Source organism: Salinisphaera japonica YTM-1, assembly GCF_003788585.1.
Classification (GTDB): Bacteria; Pseudomonadota; Gammaproteobacteria; order Nevskiales; family Salinisphaeraceae; genus Salinisphaera; species Salinisphaera japonica.
Genome location: NZ_AYKG01000031.1, coordinates 1 through 20,154, shown reverse-complemented (window position 1 = coordinate 20,154; position 20,154 = coordinate 1). Strand labels below are relative to the sequence as shown.

The window sequence follows — 20,154 nt, the reverse complement described above, 5'->3', positions numbered from 1 at the left end:
CGCGCGGGTTACAGACGCACGAGTTCTTCTAGCTCGCGGTCGGAAAGCTCGCTGATCCATTGTTCGCCGCTGGCGACGGTGAGATCGGCCAGTTCTTTTTTCGACTGGATCATCTCGTCGATCTTTTCTTCAAACGTGTTTTCGGTGATCAGCCGATGGACGACGACGTTGCGATGCTGGCCAATCCGGTAGGCGCGATCGGTGGCTTGGCGCTCGACGGCTGGATTCCACCACAGATCGTAGTGCACAACCTGGCTGGCCGCGGTGAGATTGAGGCCGGTGCCGCCGGCCTTGAGCGAAAGCACCAGTACACGGCGGCCGTCAGCGCTTTGGAAATCCTCGATCATCGCATCGCGTTTCGTGCGTGACAGCCCGCCGTGTAGAAATGCGGTGTCCAGGCCGAGTTCTTCACTCAGGGTGTTGACGAGCAGATGGCCCATGGTCTTGTACTGGGTGAAGATCAGCGCTTTCTCATCGGCGGCGTCGACCTCGCGCATGATATCGACGAACGCGGCCAGCTTGCCGGATTCGTCCACCGCGGCATGTGTCTGGCGCGCGAACTGGGCCGGGCTGTTGCAGATCTGTTTCAACGCGTTGATGAGCTTGAAGATGATGCCGCGGCGCTCGATGCCGGCCTCGGCCCGTTCGAGATCGGCCATGATGGTGGCCACGGTGTTTTCGTACAGTGCGGCCTGGCGGGGCGTGAGCGTGCAGTACCGGTTGGACTCGATCTTGTCAGGCAGGTCGGCGATGATCGATTTGTCGGTTTTGAGCCGGCGCAGGATGAACGGCGCGGTGATGGCACGAAAGCGGTCGAGTGCGGCCTGGTCGCGTTCTCGCTCGATCGGGTTGGCAAAGGCTTCGGCGAAGCGTTTTTTGGTATTCAGATACTGTGGGTTGATGAAATCGAATACGCTCCAGTATTCACGTAGCCGGTTTTCGACCGGCGTGCCCGACAGCGCGATGCGGATATCGGCCTTGAGACGTTTGACCGCCTTGGTCTGGGCTGTGGCGGGGTTCTTGATATTCTGTGCTTCATCAATGGCCAGCACGGCCCAGCGGGGCCGGGCGAGCACGCGGGCATCCGAGCGCACCAAGCCATAGCTGGTGAGAATCACGTCGTGGTCGGCCGGTGCCAGCTTGCGGGCGCTGCCGTGATAAACCTGTACGCGCAGCGTCGGCGCGAAGCGTTCAATCTCGTGGCGCCAATTGCTCAGCAGCGAGGTCGGCACCACCACCAGCGCTTTCGCTTGGGTGAGCTGATCGTTGGCCTTGAGATACACCAGCAGCGCGATGACCTGCAGCGTTTTGCCTAGGCCCATGTCATCGGCCAGCAGTGAGCCAAAGCCCAGTCGTGCGTTCTGTGCCAGCCACTCATAGCCGCGTTGCTGGTACGGGCGTAGTGTCGCAGCCAGCGCGGCGGGCACCGGCGGTGGGGACTGGGGCTGGATCAGTTGGTCGAATAATCTGCGGGCATCGTCGTCGGTCGTGACGTCGGCGCCGTCCAGTTCCCCGGCCAGGCCGGCCTGTAGCAGGTCCATACGCGACAGATCGCGCGGCGGTTCGGCCAGCCGGTCGAGCAGCTGCGAGACCTCGTTGTCATCGATCATCACGTATTGATCGAACAGACGCACCAGTCCGGAGGCGCCCTGGACGAGTCGCTGGAATTCGTCGACCGAGATGCTTGCCTCGCCGACGGCTACCTGCCAGTCGAAATTCAGTAGCGTCTCGAGATTGAGATAGCTCACACCTTCGTCGCTGTCGTCGCTCGACAGCGCCAGATTGGCCTGGGGGCGGCTGAGCTTGTGCAGGGCCTTGGGCAGAACCACGCCCAGCCCCAGCATGCGCAGCGCGGGTAGAACATCGCGTAACACGGGGGTAAATTCGGCCAGCGAATAGATCAGCGTGGCTGGGTCACCGGGGGAGTCGGCGGGCTCATAGAGCGTTTCGATATCCGGAAAATGATCGGCCAGCACGGCTAGATCGGCGAGCACCGCCGCGCGCGCCTGGACATCCCGGCTGTCGAGCTCGACCAGGTACTGACTAAGCTCGACAAACGCATCGCCATGTTCCACCGCCAGTGAGACACCCAGGTGGTCCGTGGCGTGTTCGCTGACCACGAGATGCAGCCGATGGGCGCGTTCGGCCAGCGTCAGGCGGCGCAGCCAGTGGGCAATCAAGCGCGGCGTTTCCTGGTTTTCAAAGGTTTCGAACCGTTCGGGGCGGCCGGTGAAGAACAGCTGCTTGACCGGGTCGGGCATACGCGCCGCAGCACCGTCTTCAAAGCCGCGACGCATGAAAAACACCAACAGACAGTGGAGCGCGGCGTTTACCTGAGTGATGGCATCGGCATATCGATACGCGGGCACGCGTTCGGTCAGGTCCGTTGAGCGCGCGGGGTTTTTCAAACGCACCGTATCCGGCGGACACAGCTGGCAGACGTTATCAATCAGGGTGTTGACGGGGTCTGACAGCCGCGCGGGGCGCCACTGCACCAGCGTTTGACCGGCGCTGTTGGTCGCCGGCTGTGGCACATAAGCCCCCTGCTCGATGAGCTTGAGCGCAACGCGCAACAGCGTATGCCAGAAGCGCAGGCGCTCGGGCAGGCGTGCTTCGCGATCGGCAGGCACGCGGTGCAGGCAGGCCAGAAACTGGGCGAACGGATCCGGCGCGCGCTTGCGATGCACGGCCTTGAATACGCACTTGGTTTGATCTCGTATTTCGACCAGCGCGCCGTTGTCGTCGATGATGGCAAAGCCGTCGGCTGGCAGTGTGCTGTCGGCTCCGATGATATCGGCATCGCGATCGAAGACTTCAGCCTGGCGGCGGGCATGTTTGTAGGCGGCCGCCAGAATCGGGTGAAAATCCTTCGAGTAAAACAACGGCTTCGCCGACAGGATCGACAGCACGCGCTGGGTCAGCGGTGGAATACGCGATAAATCGAGCGCCGCAAAGTGATCTGCCGGCAGGCCCGTCTCATGATCGGCGGGTGGCGTATCGCTCCAGGCGGCGGCGATCTCCGGCAGCTCGGCAATCGCGGCGGACTGCACGCCGGAGCGCTGTTCCAAGCGCGCGGCCAGGTTCATGCCGTGCAGGGCGAAGATTACGAACGGGTTTTCATCGATCTGCGCGGCCAGTAAATAGATGACCGCGGCGATATGCTTGCAGGGCACGGCATCGTCGGGACATGAACAATGCGCGCTCAGATCACGCCAGGCGCGAGGAAACAAACGAATGCCGCGATCTTGTAAGAGCGCGGCCACATGCGCGGGCAGCTGTCGGTTGAGCAGGCGCGATAACAGCACCGGGCTGTGTTCGATCGTGGCTAGAATGACGTCTTGATCGGTCTCGGAAAACGCAGGCAGCCGTACATCGACGGCATAGGGCATCGGGCGGCTGCCGGCCACGCGGGCCGTAACCGAGTGCTCAACGATCTCGATCGCGTGCACCGAGCCGTTGTTGGCATACCGTCGCCCACGCGGCAGGCGATTGTCTTGGTCGATCCCGTCGAATGCCGCCAGCCACTGCTGACCCCACCAGGTGCGCCCGAAGTTCGTCATTGATAATCAGTTACCGGCCAATCTGTACGAGCTCACAGCCGCTATCGATCGCCGTGACCGTGCGTGCGAGGCGGTGATATCCACGATTGAAGCGAGTCGGCATCTTGAACAATCACGCGTCTAAAAACAGCAACAGGTAGTTCACGCGCATGCCGTGCTCGGGTTCATCTGACCGCACGACCCCTCACCGTAGTGCGATCGGCGGGCCTGTGAGCCGGGACGTGGCTACAAATGCGGGTCTCGCGGCATGTCTTAGCCTGCGGTTTTGGCCTGCAAACGCTCAGCCACCAATTCCGGCACCAGGCCGCTGATCCGCCCGTCGAGGAACGCGATCTCGCGCACCAGCGTCGAGGAGATATGGGCGTATTCGGGCGAGGGGGCCAAAAAGATGGTGTCGATGCTGGCATCGAGATGGCGGTTCATGACGGCCATCTGTTTTTCGTATTCGTAGTCGCCGACGCCGCGCACGCCGCGTACGAAGACATCGACGTTGTTTTCGCGGGCGAAGTTGACGATCAGGCCGCTGGCGGGCATGACGGTAGCGTTGTCGACGTCGGCCAGGACCTTGCGGGCGAGCTCGACCCGTTCTTCGTGGTTGAAGATCGATTTCTTCGACGCGTTGCTGGATACGGCCACGATGAGCTCGTCGAACATGCGTGCGGCACGCCGGATGACGTCGGCATGCCCATTCGTAATGGGGTCGAACGTGCCGGTATAGGCCGCGCGGACGGGGCGGTGCGGGTTCATGTTGGGGCCTTGGGATCAGTTTGGCGCGGGGTGGCCAGACAGAAGCCGACGCTACCGGCGCGTGAGGTTTTTAGAACCTCGTAATCCGCGGCCAGGCGTTCGGCGATCGCGGTGTCCTCGGCCAGCGGGTATTCGAGATAGACATACCCACCGGGGCGTAGCGCGCGGCTCAGGCCAGCCAATGCCGCGCCATGGAGTTGGGCCGAGAACGGCGGGTCGATGAACACGATATCCAAGGTGTCAGCGGCGAGGAGCTCATCGGCACGGGTAGCGTCCCCTCGGGCCACGCGGGCGCGCTCACCGGCGCCCAGTGTGGCTAGCGCCGCCTCGATCGCTTTCGTGGCCTCGCCGTCGCTTTCGATGAAAACCGTGGAGGCGGCCCCGCGCGACAGGGCCTCGATGCCGAGCGCGCCAGTGCCGGCGAACAGATCGGCACAGGCCGCGCCGGGCAGGCGCGGGGCCAGCCAGTTGAATACGGTTTCGCGCACGCGATCGGGCGTGGGCCGCAGGCCGGGGCGATCAGCGATCGGCACCCGTCGGCTTCGCCATTCGCCGCCGATGATCCGTAGCGTGGAAACGGGCTCGCGGCCCAGGGTTACGCCGGTCGGTTTCTTTTTGGTACGGGCCACGATCAGCTCGCCTCGGTGCCGCCGACGGTGATGGCATCCACCCGCAGGCTGGGTTGGCCCACGCCCACCGGCACGCTCTGGCCGTTCTTGCCACAGGTGCCCACGCCGGCGTCCAGCGCCCAGTCGTTGCCGATCATCGAGACCCGGCCCATGACGTCCGGCCCGTTGCCGATCAGGGTCACGCCTTTGAGCGGGGCACCGAGTTGGCCGTTTTCGATGCGATAGGCCTCGTCCACGGTGAACACGAAATTGCCCGAGGTGATATCGACCGAGCCGCCCCCGAAGTTGGCGGCATAGATCCCGTCATCGACCGAGGCGATGATATCGGCCGGGTCACTCTCGCCGGGGCGCAGGTAGGTATTGGTCATGCGCGGCATGACGGTATGGGCATAGGACTCACGCCGGGCGTTGCCGGTAGGGGCCACGCCCATCAGATGCGCGTTGTGCTTGTCTTGCATATAGCCTTTGAGCACGCCGTTTTCGATCAGCGTGTTGCAGGCCGCCGGCGTGCCTTCATCGTCCACGGCCAAGGAGCCGCGCCGCCCATCAAGCGTGCCGTCGTCGACCACCGTGCATAGCTCGGAGGCCACTTTCTGGCCGATCTTGCCGGAGAAGTTGGAAGCCCCGCGGCGGTTGAAGTCGCCTTCCAGACCGTGGCCTACGGCTTCGTGCAGGAGCACGCCCGACCAGCCGTTGCCCAGCACCACCGGCATCGAGCCGGCCGGGGCGTTTTCGGCTTTCAGGCGCACGACGGCACGCCGCACGGCTTCGCGGGCGTACTGGGCCACGAGATCGTTGTCGCCGGTATAGATCTCGTAGGACAGGCGCCCGCCGCCGCCGGCGCTACCGGATTCGCGGCGCCCGTTTTCCTCGACCTGGACAGAAACATTGAATCGCGCCATGGGGCGCACGTCGCCACAAAGCGTGCCGTCGGAGGCCGCGACGAGCATGGTGTCGGCGCTGCCGGCCAGCGACACGGTCACGCGCACCACCCGAGGGTCGGCATCGCGAGCGATCGTGTCGGCGTGGTGCAAGAGCGCGACCTTGGCCTCGGCGGCCATTGAATCGGCCGGGTCGATCGGGGCATAGCGCGTGGCTGGGCCGCAATCACGCCGGGTGAGCGCGTTCATCGAGGCGGTCGTGCCGTCACGGGCGATGGCACGCGCGGCCTGCGAGGCCTGGGTGAGCGCGGGCAGGGCCAGCTCGTCGGCATAGGCAAAGCCGGTCTGCTCGCCGGCCAGTACGCGCACGCCGACGCCCTTGGACGTCGAAGCCCCGGCGCTGCGCACCACGCTGTCTTCCAACAGCCAGGATTCGTTACGAAAGATCTGAAAGTACAGATCGGCATAATCCACGCCCGGCTGCATCAGCCCGGACAGGGTGGCCTCGAGCTGGGCCGCGTCGATGGCGGCAGGCCCCAGCAGGGTATCGGTGGCGATATCGAGCGAATTTTTCATAGCGTTACGTTAACACTGCTCTTGGCCGGCGAGTGCTGCGCTGCTGGCTATTTCTGCTTGAATCGAACTTCGGGGAATGATTCGAAATCCGCGTCTTGTGTCCACAGCGTGGCTTTGTAAACACGAGCGGTCGCCAGCATCGTGCTATCCGCCAATGCCAGTTTATGGTCGTGACTGATGCGCGCTGAAAGCAGCGCGATATTCTGATCCAGCGAAACGATGCGCCCTTGCTGCATAAGTGCGACGGCTTCGAGCGCCTGGCCTTCGTTTCGCTGCTGTAAGACGCGTTTAAAGACCTCGTAGATACTCAACGCGGGCACAATCAGTCCGGCGGTCTGCTCGATAGGCGCGGCGAAATAATCCGCGTTGTCGTCACCTGCGAAATAGGCGAGCCATCCAGACGAATCGACGACATTCATATCCGATCGTCATCACGCGGAACCGTCGTATCGATACCGGATAAAAAGCCGCGCATTTGTCGGATATCGCGCTGTGGCAGAAGCTCGATACGATCGCCGTAAGTCACGAGTTGAATCTTCTGCCCGGCGATTAGCCCGAGCCGCTCTCGAACCTCTTTCGGAATAGCGATCTGGTACTTGGATGAGAGCGTAAGCGTCGTTGACATTATCGATAGCCATTTGGTTTTACAGATAATCTATCGATGCTTTTTCAATCACGCAACTTGGCTTGGTTTCTCATTACGGCAGAAGAATGGTCGAGCCCGTGGTCCGCCGCTCGGCCAGCGCGGTCTGGGCAGCACCGGCATCGGCCAGGTCGAAGCGTTGGCCGATCGGTACCTGCACGTCGCCGGATTCCAGTACGGCGAACAGATCGGCACACATCATCTCGAAGCGGGGCCGGGTATCGGCATAGCCGCCAAGGCTGGGGCGGGTGACGAACAACGAGCCGCCGCGGTTGAGCTCCACGAGGTTCACGCCCTCGACCGGGCCGGAGGCGTTGCCGAAAGAGACCATCAGCCCGCGTTTTTGCAGGCACTTGAGCGAATCCGCCCAGGTATCGCGCCCGACCGAGTCATAGACCACGGGCACGCCGGCGCCGTGGGTGAGATCCATCACGCGCTCGGGTACGGATTCCTTCGTGTAGTCGATGAGCTGCCAGGCGCCGTTCTTACGCGCGATATCGGCTTTTTCGGGCGAGGACACGGTGCCGATGACGTGCGCGCCCAACGCCTTGGCCCACTGACAGGCGATGCTGCCCACGCCACCGGCCGCAGCATGAAAGACGATCGTGTCGTCTTCGCCCACGGCATAAGTCTGGCGCAGCAGGTATTGCACGGTCAGGCCCTTGAGCATGCCGGCGGCCGCGGTCTCGAAATCGATGGCCTCGGGCAGGGCGATGACGCTACGGGCGGGCATGGCCACATGCGTGGCATACGCCCCCAGCGGGCCCTGGGCATAGGCCACACGATCGCCCTCGGCGAAATCGGTGACCTCGTCGCCCACGGCCACCACGATGCCCGCGCCTTCCGTGCCCAGGCCACTGGGCAGCTCGGCGGGATACAGCCCGCTGCGGAAATAGATATCGATGAAGTTCAGGCCGATGGCGTGGTTTTCGATGACCACTTCCTCGGCGCCCGGCATGGGCTTGTCGACGGCGACGTACTCGAGCACGTCGGGCCCGCCGGTCTGCTGAAACTGGATGCGATGACTGGACATGATGACTCCTGCGGGATCAGCCGAGACGACGATGGCTCAGGCTAGGAAAGCCCTCGCGAATACGGGCCGCCCGTTCGCGATCGATATCGGCGATGACGACTTCGTTGGCATCCGAGCGGGCTTCGGAGGTGATCTGGCCCCAGCTGTCGCAGATCAACGAATGGCCATAGGTCCGTCGGCCACTGGCGTGGTGGCCGGCCTGGTTGGGGGCGATCACGGTAGCCAGGTTCTCGATGGCCCTTGCCCGCGTGAGGATGTGCCAGTGGGCCGTGCCCGTGGTGTAGGTGAAAGCCGAGGGGGCGACGATCACCTCGGCACCGGCGGCCGAGAGCTGGCGATAGAGTTCGGGAAAGCGCAGGTCGTAGCAGATCGACAGGCCCAGACGGCCCACCGGGCTGTCGATGACCACCGGGGCGTTATCGCCGGGCATGAACGTCGCCGACTCGCGATAGGCCTCGCGCGAGTCGGGCAGGCCCACGTCGAACAGATGGATCTTGTTGTAGCGGGCCACCCGCGCGCCGTGCGCGTCATAGACACAGAGCGCGGAATACACGCGATCGGCTTCGGGGCTTTTCAGCGGGATGGTGCCCGCGGCGATCCATAGCCCGTGGCGGCGCGCGGCTTCGGCCAGCGCATCCTGAATTGGGGTATGGCCGTTGCCGGCGCCGTCGGCCTCGACCTCGACCTCGACCGCGTGCAGCTTGTCGGTTTCGTGTGCGCCCATCAACGCAAAGTTTTCGGGCAGCACGGCCAGCTTGGCGCCGCGACGTGCGGCCTCGCGCAGCAGATCATCCGCGCGGGCCAGATTGGGCGCGACCTCGCCAAGCGAGTTCATCTGGATAGCAGCGACGCGAGTAGGCGTTTCGATCATGACGGACTCGTATGCATCAATGGCGCAAAACGGTGCGCCGGCTCAGCTATCAATATACGGCTGTGGTCGCTCGGCGTCAGCCCGCCGTCGCGTCTGAATGCTCTGACGACGCGGCCTCGCTGACGGCGTTGCCCTTATCCTCTTGCGTCTCGCTTTCGGCGGTATTGTCGGCCGGGTTGTCGGCGTCGCTCTGTGCCTGACCTTCTGGCTGGCCTTCGGCATGCGGCTCCACGATCTGCGGATCGTCCCAGCTGCCTTTCAGTCGATAGCTGACCGCCGATATTTCAGACAACGGCTTTTCCAGCAGTTTCTGGACCGCGAAGACCGCGGCCCCGATCGCCGGGCCGCCGATCACGGCACTGGCAATGGCCACACCGCTGCCGATCTTGGGCTTGATGCTCACACGCTCGTTGTAGTCCCGTGTGGCCAGGCCGATACGCCCGCTGATCTCGATATTGGACGACGGCGTGGTGATCATGGCCTTGCGGCTGTAGGCCTGGCCGTTACGGATCACGAACGCTGCGCGGGCCTTGTCAAAGGCCAGGCCCTTGTCGACCACGTCCCGGAAATTGAGCGTGAGCCGGCGTGGCAGCACGTACAGATTGAACAGCCCCAGCAGCCGGCCTGGCCCGGGTTCAACGCTGAGCAACGTGCCGTCGTCCATGGCCAGGTCCATGCGGCCGTTGAGATGCAACAGATCCAGACCGGCCACGTTTGGCGCGATCGACAGATCGGCATCCACTCGGGTCTTTTCCGCCTGTACCGGCGCCTTGAAGCCGAAGATACGGATCAGCCGCGACAGGCCGTGGCCTTCCAGCTTGGCACGGGCCCCGGCGCTGGTGATGTCGCGCTCGAGCTGCCAGTCGGCCGCGACACGCCCGGTAAGCGCGCCGCCGGCCAGTTCGAAACGATCCAGCGACCAGCCGTTATCGGTCACGCGGGCATCGGTGTGCAACGCGCCGAAGGCGGTGTCGTCGACTTCGAAATCCGCCACGTAAAGTGACAGGGCCGGCAGGTCGGTCGGCGACAGGTCGGGCCAGACCAGGCTCGACGAGTTGGCCGGCGCCGCGTCTTTTGCCGCTGCCTGCTCGGCGGTATCGGTGTGCACGACCACGCGCTTGAAGCTGCCGTCGATGGCCACGGGCGCGCGTTGCTGGCGCGTCGGCCCCATCGTGTAAGTCGCCTGGCCCTGGCTGTCCGGCCCGTCGAAGTCCACGCGCCAACCGTTGCCCGCCCGCAGGGGCACGGCGCGCATGCTGGCATCGGTGATATAGCGATCACGGATCGCCAGACGATCCGTGGTGATATCGCTGCCGAGGAAAGAGAACGCGCCGGCGCTATCCGGTTCAGCATCGGCCGGCGTGTTTTTGTTGTCGTCGCCGGTCGTGTCGTAGAGCACACGGCGTACGACATCAAACCAGCCCTTGGCCTCGATACGGGTGGCATGGCCGCCGATCCACAGCCCCTTGCCGGGCGGTGCTGTGAGCGGCTGGCCGCGGTCGCCCAGGCGCACAGTCACGCGCTCGGGCACGCCTTCTTGATCCAGTTGCGCGGCCAGATCGATGCGCTGGTCATCGACACGTGCAATGACGCGTTGCGCGTCGGTATCCACGGTGACGGCGACAGGCATCCGTGTCTCGGCGTCTTTATCGGCCGGGGCGGGCAGCTCCACGGCGGTGCCCGCCAGATTAGAGGTGATTTTGATCGGGCTGATCGCGCCCTTGCCGCCCAGCGAAAACGCGATACGTAGCGGCAATGCGCCGTCGACGTAGCCCAGCCATACCGGTGGCAGATAATGGGCCAACAGATCGGAATCGGCCGGCAGATGCGGCGTGGCCCGGGCCACGATCTTCTGGCGATTGCCTGGGGCGGGCAGAATATCGACGTCAATCGGCACGCCGGCAACCCGGCCGGCCAGCGCCCGCGCGACGAGCCCGGTCTCGTCGAAGGCCAGCGTGCCGCGGATGTCATCGATCGGGGCCGGCAGATATTGCTGAATCAGCCGATCGCCGCGGGCCGTCACTTTGCCATCGACCGAGATATCGCCCAGCTCGGGCTTGAGCGGCAGCGACAGATCGAGATCGAGATCGGCGTCGCCCTTGATATCGATGGCATCGAGCAGCGGGCCGAATTTCTTCGATAACGGCGAATTGGCCAAAAACGACAACATCTGTGGTGCCGGCGCGTTGTTCACGTGGCCGGTCACGGCCAGGATCGGCTCGCGCACGTCGGCAACGTGGGCATGAGCGGTGTCGACGGTCACCCCGTTGATACGAGCATTCGGGATCGTGAGATCGAGCGTCGCCCCGGATAGCGTCAGCGTGCCGCGAGTCTGTTGCAGCGCCGGCCACCCCGGTTTGTAGCCGATATCCAGGTCGTGCCCGGAAAGCTTCGCCTGGAAGGCCTCGCCCGGTCGCGGATCGGCAAACGGAAACCGATCGGCGGGGCCCTTGATTTTGATATGCCCGGCATCGAGCGTGCCGCGCGTGATTGCGGTGTCCAGCCAGTCGCGCAGCTTGGGGTTGGGCAGGTCCGGGTCCTGGGGCAGCCGATCCATGAGGCGCGGAATATCCGGGGCGGCCAGATCCAGCGCCAGATCGAGCACGGGCGCACCGCCGTGGGCCGGTAGCCGCACCGTGCCGCCGGCGCGCAGCGTGGCCTCGTGGCTGTCCAGCGCCAGATCGTCCAGCGAAATACGGGTCGCGGCGTCGGTCGCCGACCAGCCGATGCGGCCACGCAGGCCGGTCAGGGCCAACGGTTCTGCCAGATAACGCTCGGAGACGATGCGGCCGTCGGCGCCGTCGAAGACCAGGGTATTGTCGTTGCCGTCATGGACCAGCCGGCCACTGATCGGGCCGATGCGATAACGCGCGTTGCCGAGCACGATGTGATCGAAGACGCCGCTGGCCGCGACGGCCTGGCCCGGTTTTTTCGTGACGCTGACCGAGCGGATATCGCCGTCAAGTGTGAGCCCGGCGAGTGCGGGTTGCCACCAGCCGGCCAGCCGCGCCAGGCGCGTGGCGGCCAGGTCGGTGGTCGTTGCCTTGAACGTATGATCGGCCCGTGACCATCGTGCCTGAAAAGCGCCGGGCGCGTCGGCGTCGCGGCTTTTGATACGCACGACATCACGCCCCGCGCCGCCGGTTACGACAAAGTGTCGGGTAAAGCCGGGAACCAGCGTTTCGGGCGGCTCGCTGGCCGGCGTTGTGATCGGGGCCTGGGTGATACGCAGCTCGGTATCGTGCAGGCCGCGATCCTGCCAGCGCCCGTCGAACGTGATACGCGTGTTGCCGCGGGTTTCCGCGGTGTCGTGATCAGCCAGGGCAGAGAGCAGCCTCGGGGCGTTCAGGCCCTTGATATCGACATGCCAGTGTGCCTCGGCGGCTGGATCCACCGGCCCGGTCAGACGGCCGGTCGCGGATATGTCCTGCCACCACTCAGGCCCGTCCGCGCTCGCGCTGGCCGCAAGCTGGCCGGGGGCGTTTTCCGAGATATCGATATCGATGTCCTGCCAGCGCGCCCGGCCGTCGGGCAGGCGCTCGGACACCACGGTGAGCTGGCCGTCCGCCACGATCAGCTCGCCGAGGCGCCTGCGCAGCTCGGCCACGCGTGTCAGGTCGAAACCGCCGGTGTCACGGGCCGGCCAGTGGGCCAGGCGGGGGCGGCCTTCATCGGTGAGCACAGTCAGCTTGGGCGTGTCGAGGCGGATGCCGTCGGGAATATATTGGCCGCGCACCAGGTCGAGCAGCGAAAACGCCAGGCCGACGTGTTTGGCCGTGAATGCCGGTGCCTGCTCGCCGTGGTGCGTGATGGCCAGATCATCGAGATAGACCATCGGCCCCTGGCGCGATATGCCCAGCGACAGGCCGTCGATGTCGATATCGGCATCGAGCGTCTGTTCCAGGCGCGCGATGAGGGCGTCCTGATAATCCGGCACGAACCGATCGGCCAGCGGAATACCCACCACGGCCGCCCCCACCAACAGCACCAGCAGGACGGCCAGGCCGATCAATGGCCGACGAACCCAGCGCCGTCGTCGACGACGGGATGCTTCAGTCATGGTTGGGCCGGGCGGGCGATCGTGGGTCAAGCATCGGCGGGTATACGGGCACCGGATAGAACGGCGGCATCAAACGCTTGCAGCGGATCGATGAACGCGGCGTCGCAATCGCCCGGCGCGTCACAGTGCACGCCCCGGCTCACGACATCAGGCGGCCAGCTTACAGGACGACCACATCGAATTGTTCGGGCCCGTAGAGGGTTTCGGCCTGGAGCTGGATATCACAGCCCAGGCGCTGCGACAGTTCTGCCAGCGGGGCGGCCTGGGCATCGAGCAGTTCATCGACCGTGTCCGGGGCCGCCAGAATAAGCAGGCGCTCGGCAGCCATATCGACCGGGCGCTGGCTGTGGCGGCGCGTGATCTCGCGAAATAACTCGAAGATCACGGTTTCCGGCGTCTTGAGCTGGCCCCGGCCCTGGCACGTCGGACACGGCGCGCACAGCAGCTGTTCCAGGGATTCACGGGTGCGCTTGCGGGTGACCTCAACCAGGCCGAGGGCGGATATGCCGCCCAGCGTGGTCTTGGCAGGGTCGGCTGCCAGCGCGCGCGTGAGCTGGTCGAGCACCTGTGTCTTGTGGCCGGCATCGACCATGTCGATGAAGTCGATGACGATGATGCCGCCGAGATTGCGCAGGCGCAGTTGCCGGGCGATCGTCTGGGCGGCCTCGAGATTGGTGCGCAGTACGGTCTGCTCCAGGCTGCGGGTGCCCACGAAGCCGCCGGTGTTCACATCGACCGTGACCATGGCTTCGGTCTGCTCGATAACGAGAAACCCGCCGGATTTCAGAGGTACCTGGGGCTGCAGGGCACGCTCGATGGCATCTTCGATGCCGTATTGCGAGAAAAGCGGCGCCGGCCCGTCGTGCAACAGAACACGATCAGCCAGCTCCGGGGCAAAGCGCGCGGTGAAGGCTCGCATGTCCTGCCAGGCGCTGTGATCATCGATGAGTACGGCATCGACCTCCGGCGTGAGCAGGTCGCGCAGCATACGAATTGGCAATGGTAGATTGCCGTAGACCAGCGTTTCCACGGGCACACGCTTGGCACTGGTCTGGATATCGGCCCAGACGGCCGCCAGAAACCGCATGTCTGCGGCGATGGCCGCCAGATCGCAGCCATCGGCCACGGTGCGTACGATAAAACCGCCGGTAAGGCCCAGCTCCTCGCGTAGCCGGGTGATGCCCTCGTGCAGGCGCGCCCGTTCGCCGTCGGCCTCGATACGCGCGGATATGCCGATACGCGGGGTATACGGCATATAAACAAGAAACCGCGACGGCAAGGCCAGATCCGTCGTCAGGCGCGCGCCCTTGGTGCCCATAGCGTCACGGGTGACCTGCACCAGCACGCGATCCTGGGCCACCAGGCGTTGTTCGATACGAGAACGCGCCGTGGCCGCGTCGCTCGGGCGCACCATATCGGCCAGCTGTAGAAACGCCGCCCGCGCCAGGCCAACATCGACAAATGCAGCCTGCATACCGGCCAGCACGCGCTGGACACTGCCCAGATAGATATTGCCCACCGCACTCGCGGTGGCGTCTCGCTGGACATGAATATCCTGCAGGATGCCGTTTTCAATCTGTGCGGCACGGGTTTCGCCCAGGCCGGCGTTGACCAGGATCTCGATCCGGGGTGAAACCGCCTGGCGTTGTGGGGCCGCCGCACTCACCGCGTGGCGGCGCCGGCTCGCGGCGTGCGAGGTTCTGCGTGAAAAAACAGGTTGTTGCTCATGTCCTGATTGTCGCCAGCCGATCGGGGGCTGACAACTGAACAAACATCGTAGGCGCCCGGCGAGCGATATCGATTACGCCCGGTGATAGGGATGCCCGATGAGCATGCTGTGGGCGCGAAAGAGCTGCTCGGCCACGATCACGCGGACCAGCGGGTGGGGCAGGGTCAGTGCAGACAACGAGCGGCGGCTGTCTGCGCGTTGACGCGAGGCCTGGCCCAGCCCGTCCGGGCCGCCCACGAGAATCGCACGATCACGCCCGTCGGCCATCCAGTCGCGCAGATCGTCGGCCAGGGCCTGTGTCGACCATGCCTTGGCATCGACATCGAGAGCGATGACGTGTTCATCGCGCCCGATGGCTCGGGTCATGCGCTCGTCTTCAGCGGCGATCGCCTTGGCGGCATCGCTGGCCTGCTTGCGCATGCCGGGCGCGATCTCGACCAGCTCCAGGCGGCACTCACGTGGCAGGCGGGCGGCATAATCCTCGTAGGCGCTGGTCACCCACTTGGGCATCTTGCGGCCGACCGCGATCAGGCGGATACGCATGACGAACCTGTCAGGTCGGCGAGCTGTTGGCTCCCGTGGTGGCCAGATCCACGTCCCAGAGTTTTTCGATCTGGTAATAGGCCCGTGTGACCGGCTGCATGATATGCACGACCACGCCGTTGAGATCGATGAGCACCCACTCGGCCTGATCCAGACCTTCGACGCGCGGTGCCAGGCCCTGGGCCTTGGCGTGCTGAACCACGGTCTCGCCGAGACGTTTGACGTGCCGATTGGTACGCCCGGTACAGATCACCATGTGATCGGCGATGGTGGTCAGCTCGGCCACGTCGAAGACCTTGACCGATTCGCCCTTGAGCTCGCCCACGGCATCCACGGCCAGCCGCAGCAGCGGCGCATCGGCCGGAATATCGGCCAGGATATGATCAATCGCGGTGAGATCGGTGTTTTGTTCTTGTGCAACCATCATGTGCTCTGCGCGCGGGGCGCGCGGTAGATATCGGTATCCATAATGTCCTCGAGGATCACCTCGGGCAAGAGATAACGGGGGCTGGCACCGGCGGCGATCAGTTCGCGAATACGGCTGGCGGATATCACCAGCGGCGGCGGCGCATAACTGTATATCAAGCCGGTGGGCTGATTCTTCAAGGCAGCCGGATCACTCACGCCGCGCTCGGCGAGTAGATCCACGGCTTCGGGGGCCAGTTCGGCGGGCAGCCCGGGCCGTTCGATCAACACGATATGCGCGTGATCGAACAATTCCTGCCAGCGATGCCAGGAGGGCAGTTTGGCAAAGACATCCCGGCCCATGATCAGACACAGCGGATGCTTGGGGAAATCGCTACGCAGCGAGGCCAGCGTGTCGACCATATAGCTGTGGCCTTCACGCATCAGCTCGCGATCGTCCAGGGCTAACAGCGGTTCGTCGGCGGTTGCCACGCGGATCCACTTGGCGCGCTGGCCGGGGGTGGCGCCGGGCTGCTCGCGATGCGGGGGCCGGCCGTTGGGAATCAAACGCACCTGGGCCAGGTCAAGCTCGGTGGCAAGCTCCATGGCCAGGCGCAGATGCCCGTTGTGTACCGGATCGAACGTGCCGCCCAGAATACCGATCGGGGCGCCGGCCGGCCCCACGGGGGGTTGCTTAGCGGACATGGCCATCGCCAAAGACGACATATTTCTGTGAGGTCAGCCCTTCCAGCCCGACCGGGCCGCGAGCATGCAGCTTGTCGGTGGAGATGCCGATCTCTGCACCCAGGCCGTACTCGAAGCCGTCGGCAAAGCGCGTGGAGGCATTGACCATCACCGAGGCCGAATCCACGGCCCGGATGAAGGTGCGGGCCCGGGTCACGCTTTCGGTGACGATGGCATCGGTATGGTGCGAGCCCCAGCGCTCGATGTGATCGATCGCGGCATCCATATCGGGCACGATCTTCACGGCCAGGGTGGGCGCCAGATACTCGGCGGCCCAGTCGTCATCAGTGGCGGGCTCGATGCGGGGGCCGAGGCGTTTTCGGGTCTCGGCGCAGCCGCGCAGGGTCACGCCGGCCTGCATGAGGTTCTGGGCCAGCGGCTCCAGAATCCGCTCGACCTGCGACTCGGCCACCAGCAGGGTTTCCATCGTGTTGCAGGTGCCATAGCGCTGCGTCTTGGCGTTCACGGCGATGGCCACGGCTTTTTCGCGGTCGGCATCGTCATCGATATAGACATGACACACGCCGTCGAGATGCTTGATGACCGGCATGCGTGCATTGTCGGCCACGAACTCGATCAGCCCCTTGCCGCCGCGCGGCACGATGACGTCGATGTATTCGGGTAGCGCCAGCATGGCGCCAACGGCGGCCCGATCCGTGGTGTCCACGATCTGGACGGCGTCTTTCGGCAGGCCGGCATCGGTGAGCCCGCGGGCCACGGCATCGGCGATCGCCTGATTGGAGTGCACCGACTCCGAGCCGCCGCGCAGGATCGCTGCGTTGCCGGATTTCAAGCACAGCGCGGCGGCATCCGCTGTCACGTTGGGCCGCGACTCATAGATGATGCCGATCACGCCGAGCGGCACGCGCATGCGCCCAACCTGAATACCCGACGGGCGGAAATTCATGTCCGTAAGGTTGCCGATCGGGTCCGCCAGGGCAGCGACCTGGCGTACGCCTTCGGCCATGCGCTCGATACGAGCGCCGCTCAGCTCGAGCCGCTCGATGGCGGCATTGTCGAGCTTGCCGCGTGCGTCTTTCACATCGCGTGCGTTGGCCGCAAGGATCGCATCACTCTGGCTGATCAAGGCTTCGGCGATGGCAAACAGAGCGGCGTTCTTCTCGCCCGGCTCGGCCGCGGCCATACGCCGGGCGGCGCGGCGGGCACGTTCGCCCATATCGCGGATCTGTTTATCGATTCGACCGTTTTGGCCATCGTGGCCGCCACGGGCGGGTTCGCGAATGTTCGCGCTCATGACAAGGGGCTCGCATGAAATGGGTCGTTGCCACAGACAATCGTCGGGGTCGCCCCCGACAACACAATGATCAATGTTATCAGTTCGTCCCAGGCGCGGCCGCTTGCTGCGCCCTTGTTGATGGCATCAAGCCGGGCGGCCTGGCTCAAAAGACGCGCCAGACGCCGGGGCTCGGCCCGGCGAGCAGCGGTGGCCAAGGCGCGTTTGCGCGGGGCCGGCAGGAATATCTTGCCCAGATAAGCATCCAGCCGATTGGCACGCGCGGCCAGGGCGGCCTGATAGAGCGTGCGCAGCTCCTTGACCAGTGCCCAGGTGATCGGCACCACGTCCACGCCTTCGGCGCGCAGGCGTGACAGGCTCTTCAGCGCGCCCTGGGTATCGCCGTCGACGGCCTTGGCCGGTAGATCGAAGATATCGAAGCGGGCATGATCGCTGGCTGCCTCGGCCACCTGCGCGCGCTCAATGCGCGTATCCGGATAGAGCAGCGCCAGCCGATCGATCTCTTGGGCAGCGGCCAGCAAATTGCCTTCGTTTTGTGTCGCCAGCAGCTGAATGCCGTCTTCGGCGATATTGAGATGTTTATCCTTGGCCCGCGCGCTGATCCAGGCCGTCATGCGCGAAGCCGGCAGGCCCCAGGCATAGCTGACCACGCCGGCCTTGGCCACGGCCTTGTACCAGGCCGCCTTGCGCGCCGAGCTGACCAGGCCGGGGGCGACGACCAAAAGCAGTGTGTCGGGCGTATCGCGTTTGACGAAATCGACGATAGCCGCGCTGCCGGCCTTGCCGCCTGGGCCCTTGTCCGGCAGGTGCAATTCGACGATACGGCGCTCGGCGAACAAGGATTGCGTCGCCCCGGCATCGGCAAGCTGGGCCCAGTCGAAGCCAGGCTCAGCGTGCAGGATGTCACGCTCGTCAAAGCCTTCACGTCGGGCACGAGCGCGCACGGCATCCGCGGCTTCGACCACATGCAAGGGTTCCTGACCGCCGATTAGATAACAGCGGGCCAACGGATGCCGGGCGAATTCGCGTGCGAAATCCTCGGCGCGAATATCCATCAGTGACCCATCAGTTGAAGTTGCGCCCGTAAAAGATATCGGTGATCTCGCCGGCGATACGATCGGTGAGTACTTCTGCTTCTTCGGGCGCCAGGTCAGCGGCGTTTTCGGCGAACAGATACTCGTCCAGATCGAATTCCGTCAGACGCATCTTGGTATGAAAGATACGCTCGGACAGCACGTTGACGTCCACCATCTGATAACGATCACGAATATCGGGGGCGATATAATCCTGAATCGAGGCGATCTTGTGGTCGATGAAGTGCTTGCCCCCGTCGACATCGCGGGTGAAACCGCGCACGCGATAATCCAGCGTCACTACGTCGGATTCGAAGCTGCGGATCAGGTGATCGAGCGCTTTCAACGGCGAGATCAGCCCACAGGTCGAGACATCGATATCGGCCCGGAAGGTCGAGATGCCGTCATCCGGGTGGAACTCTGGATAGGTATGGACCGTGATATGGCTCTTGTCGAGATGGCCGACCACGGCATCGGGTACCGGGCCTTCGTAGGCGGTCTCCTCGGCGATCAGAATCGTCACCGAGGCGCCTTCCGGCTCATAGTCCTGGCGCGCGACATTCAGAATATGCGCACCGATCATGTCCGAGACCTCGGTCAGAATCTGGGTCAGCCGATCGGCGTTGAACATATCGTCGAGATAGGCGATATAGGCTTTTTTCTGTGCCTGCGTACGGGCATAGCAGATGTCGTAGATATTGAACGACAACGATTTCGTCAGGTTGTTGAAACCGTGCAGCCGGAGTTTGTCCATGTGGGGCAGTTCCGCGTCGGGCCGGGAGGAAAACGAAGGCCGGCAAGTATCAGGGCGGTATCGCCCCGTCGATGCATCGCTCAGTCGGCAGCTTCGATGGTATAGCCGTGCGTCATGTTGACGGTTTCTTGCAGCATGATCGAGGCCGAACAGTATTTCTCGGCCGATAACTCTACCGCACGCGCGACGTGTTTTTCCTTGAGGTCATGCCCGGTGACGATGAACTGGACATGGATATCGGTGAACACCTTCGGCTCGGTCTCGGCCCGCGTGCCGTCCAGCTCGATCCGGCAGCCCGTCACATCCTGACGCGATTTCTTCAGGATATGCATCACATCCATCGCGCTACAGCCGCCCACGGATAAGAGCAACATCTCCATGGGCCGAAAACCGGCGTTCTCGCCGCCCAGATCAGGTGGGCCATCGATCGTGATTTCGTGCCCGGAGTCGGCCGTGCCGGTGAAGGCCAGGCCCTGGTGCCAGTCGAGTGTCGCTTTCATTGGCTTGGACGTAGTACGTGCTTGTCGAATTGACGTGGGGACGATGATGCCCGAAAAAAAGCCGCCGATACGTGATCGGCAGCCGGGTGGGCACGAATTCCCGTATGTCAGCGCCATTTTGCGGCGAAACGACACCGCGTTTTACTAGGGT

Annotated in this window: 17 protein-coding genes; all 17 read right to left on the bottom strand. The window is 64.2% G+C overall.

Annotated elements, in window-relative coordinates; genetic code table 11:
- Positions 1 to 8: 8 nt before the first annotated feature.
- Positions 9 to 3,560, bottom strand: coding sequence for a DEAD/DEAH box helicase (locus SAJA_RS09995; protein WP_123658532.1), 3,552 nt, complete (start codon positions 3,558 to 3,560; stop codon positions 9 to 11).
- Between the two features lie 252 nt (positions 3,561 to 3,812).
- Positions 3,813 to 4,307, bottom strand: coding sequence for a pantetheine-phosphate adenylyltransferase (gene coaD / locus SAJA_RS09990; RefSeq protein WP_123658531.1), 495 nt, complete (start codon positions 4,305 to 4,307; stop codon positions 3,813 to 3,815).
- Positions 4,304 to 4,936, bottom strand: coding sequence for a 16S rRNA (guanine(966)-N(2))-methyltransferase RsmD (gene rsmD, locus SAJA_RS09985; RefSeq protein ID WP_221180207.1), 633 nt, complete (start codon positions 4,934 to 4,936; stop codon positions 4,304 to 4,306). Before rsmD ends, coaD begins: the two co-directional genes overlap by 4 nt.
- Positions 4,937 to 4,938: 2 nt before the next feature.
- Positions 4,939 to 6,393: a metalloprotease TldD gene (gene tldD, locus SAJA_RS09980; protein WP_123658530.1), complete on the bottom strand. Its 1,455-nt coding sequence runs from the start codon at positions 6,391 to 6,393 to the stop codon at positions 4,939 to 4,941.
- A gap of 47 nt (positions 6,394 to 6,440) precedes the next feature.
- A complete protein-coding gene (locus SAJA_RS09975; protein ID WP_123658529.1) occupies positions 6,441 to 6,812 on the bottom strand; it encodes a type II toxin-antitoxin system VapC family toxin in 372 nt (123 codons plus the stop codon).
- Positions 6,809 to 7,018: an AbrB/MazE/SpoVT family DNA-binding domain-containing protein gene (locus SAJA_RS09970; protein WP_123658528.1), complete on the bottom strand. Its 210-nt coding sequence runs from the start codon at positions 7,016 to 7,018 to the stop codon at positions 6,809 to 6,811. The genes SAJA_RS09975 and SAJA_RS09970 overlap by 4 nt, the downstream gene beginning before the upstream one ends.
- A 73-nt stretch (positions 7,019 to 7,091) precedes the next feature.
- Positions 7,092 to 8,069, bottom strand: a complete 978-nt coding sequence (locus SAJA_RS09965; protein ID WP_123658527.1) for a quinone oxidoreductase family protein — start codon at positions 8,067 to 8,069, stop codon at positions 7,092 to 7,094.
- 16 nt (positions 8,070 to 8,085) lie between these two features.
- On the bottom strand, positions 8,086 to 8,940 hold the full coding sequence (locus SAJA_RS09960) for a carbon-nitrogen hydrolase family protein (RefSeq protein ID WP_123658526.1): 855 nt from the start codon (positions 8,938 to 8,940) through the stop codon (positions 8,086 to 8,088).
- 76 nt (positions 8,941 to 9,016) lie between these two features.
- The gene (locus SAJA_RS09955; protein ID WP_123658525.1) at positions 9,017 to 13,000 is read right to left on the bottom strand and encodes a YhdP family phospholipid transporter; all 3,984 of its coding nucleotides are present in this window, start codon (positions 12,998 to 13,000) and stop codon (positions 9,017 to 9,019) included.
- A gap of 160 nt (positions 13,001 to 13,160) precedes the next feature.
- Entirely contained in the window at positions 13,161 to 14,666 is a 1,506-nt protein-coding gene (locus SAJA_RS09950) for an Rne/Rng family ribonuclease (protein ID WP_184999840.1), read from the bottom strand.
- Between the two features lie 135 nt (positions 14,667 to 14,801).
- A complete protein-coding gene (gene rlmH / locus SAJA_RS09945) occupies positions 14,802 to 15,272 on the bottom strand; it encodes a 23S rRNA (pseudouridine(1915)-N(3))-methyltransferase RlmH (protein ID WP_123658524.1) in 471 nt (156 codons plus the stop codon).
- A 10-nt stretch (positions 15,273 to 15,282) separates the two neighbouring features.
- On the bottom strand, positions 15,283 to 15,699 hold the full coding sequence (gene rsfS, locus SAJA_RS09940; protein ID WP_245963284.1) for a ribosome silencing factor: 417 nt from the start codon (positions 15,697 to 15,699) through the stop codon (positions 15,283 to 15,285).
- The gene (nadD, locus tag SAJA_RS09935) at positions 15,696 to 16,382 is read right to left on the bottom strand and encodes a nicotinate-nucleotide adenylyltransferase (protein ID WP_123658522.1); all 687 of its coding nucleotides are present in this window, start codon (positions 16,380 to 16,382) and stop codon (positions 15,696 to 15,698) included. Before nadD ends, rsfS begins: the two co-directional genes overlap by 4 nt.
- Positions 16,372 to 17,676: a glutamate-5-semialdehyde dehydrogenase gene (locus tag SAJA_RS09930; protein ID WP_123658521.1), complete on the bottom strand. Its 1,305-nt coding sequence runs from the start codon at positions 17,674 to 17,676 to the stop codon at positions 16,372 to 16,374. Before SAJA_RS09930 ends, nadD begins: the two co-directional genes overlap by 11 nt.
- The gene (gene holA / locus SAJA_RS09925; protein ID WP_123658520.1) at positions 17,673 to 18,731 is read right to left on the bottom strand and encodes a DNA polymerase III subunit delta; all 1,059 of its coding nucleotides are present in this window, start codon (positions 18,729 to 18,731) and stop codon (positions 17,673 to 17,675) included. The genes SAJA_RS09930 and holA overlap by 4 nt, the downstream gene beginning before the upstream one ends.
- A gap of 10 nt (positions 18,732 to 18,741) precedes the next feature.
- A complete protein-coding gene (gene speD, locus SAJA_RS09920; RefSeq protein ID WP_123658519.1) occupies positions 18,742 to 19,503 on the bottom strand; it encodes an adenosylmethionine decarboxylase in 762 nt (253 codons plus the stop codon).
- An 80-nt stretch (positions 19,504 to 19,583) separates the two neighbouring features.
- On the bottom strand, positions 19,584 to 20,003 hold the full coding sequence (locus SAJA_RS09915) for an OsmC family protein (protein ID WP_123658518.1): 420 nt from the start codon (positions 20,001 to 20,003) through the stop codon (positions 19,584 to 19,586).
- Positions 20,004 to 20,154: the final 151 nt, after the last annotated feature.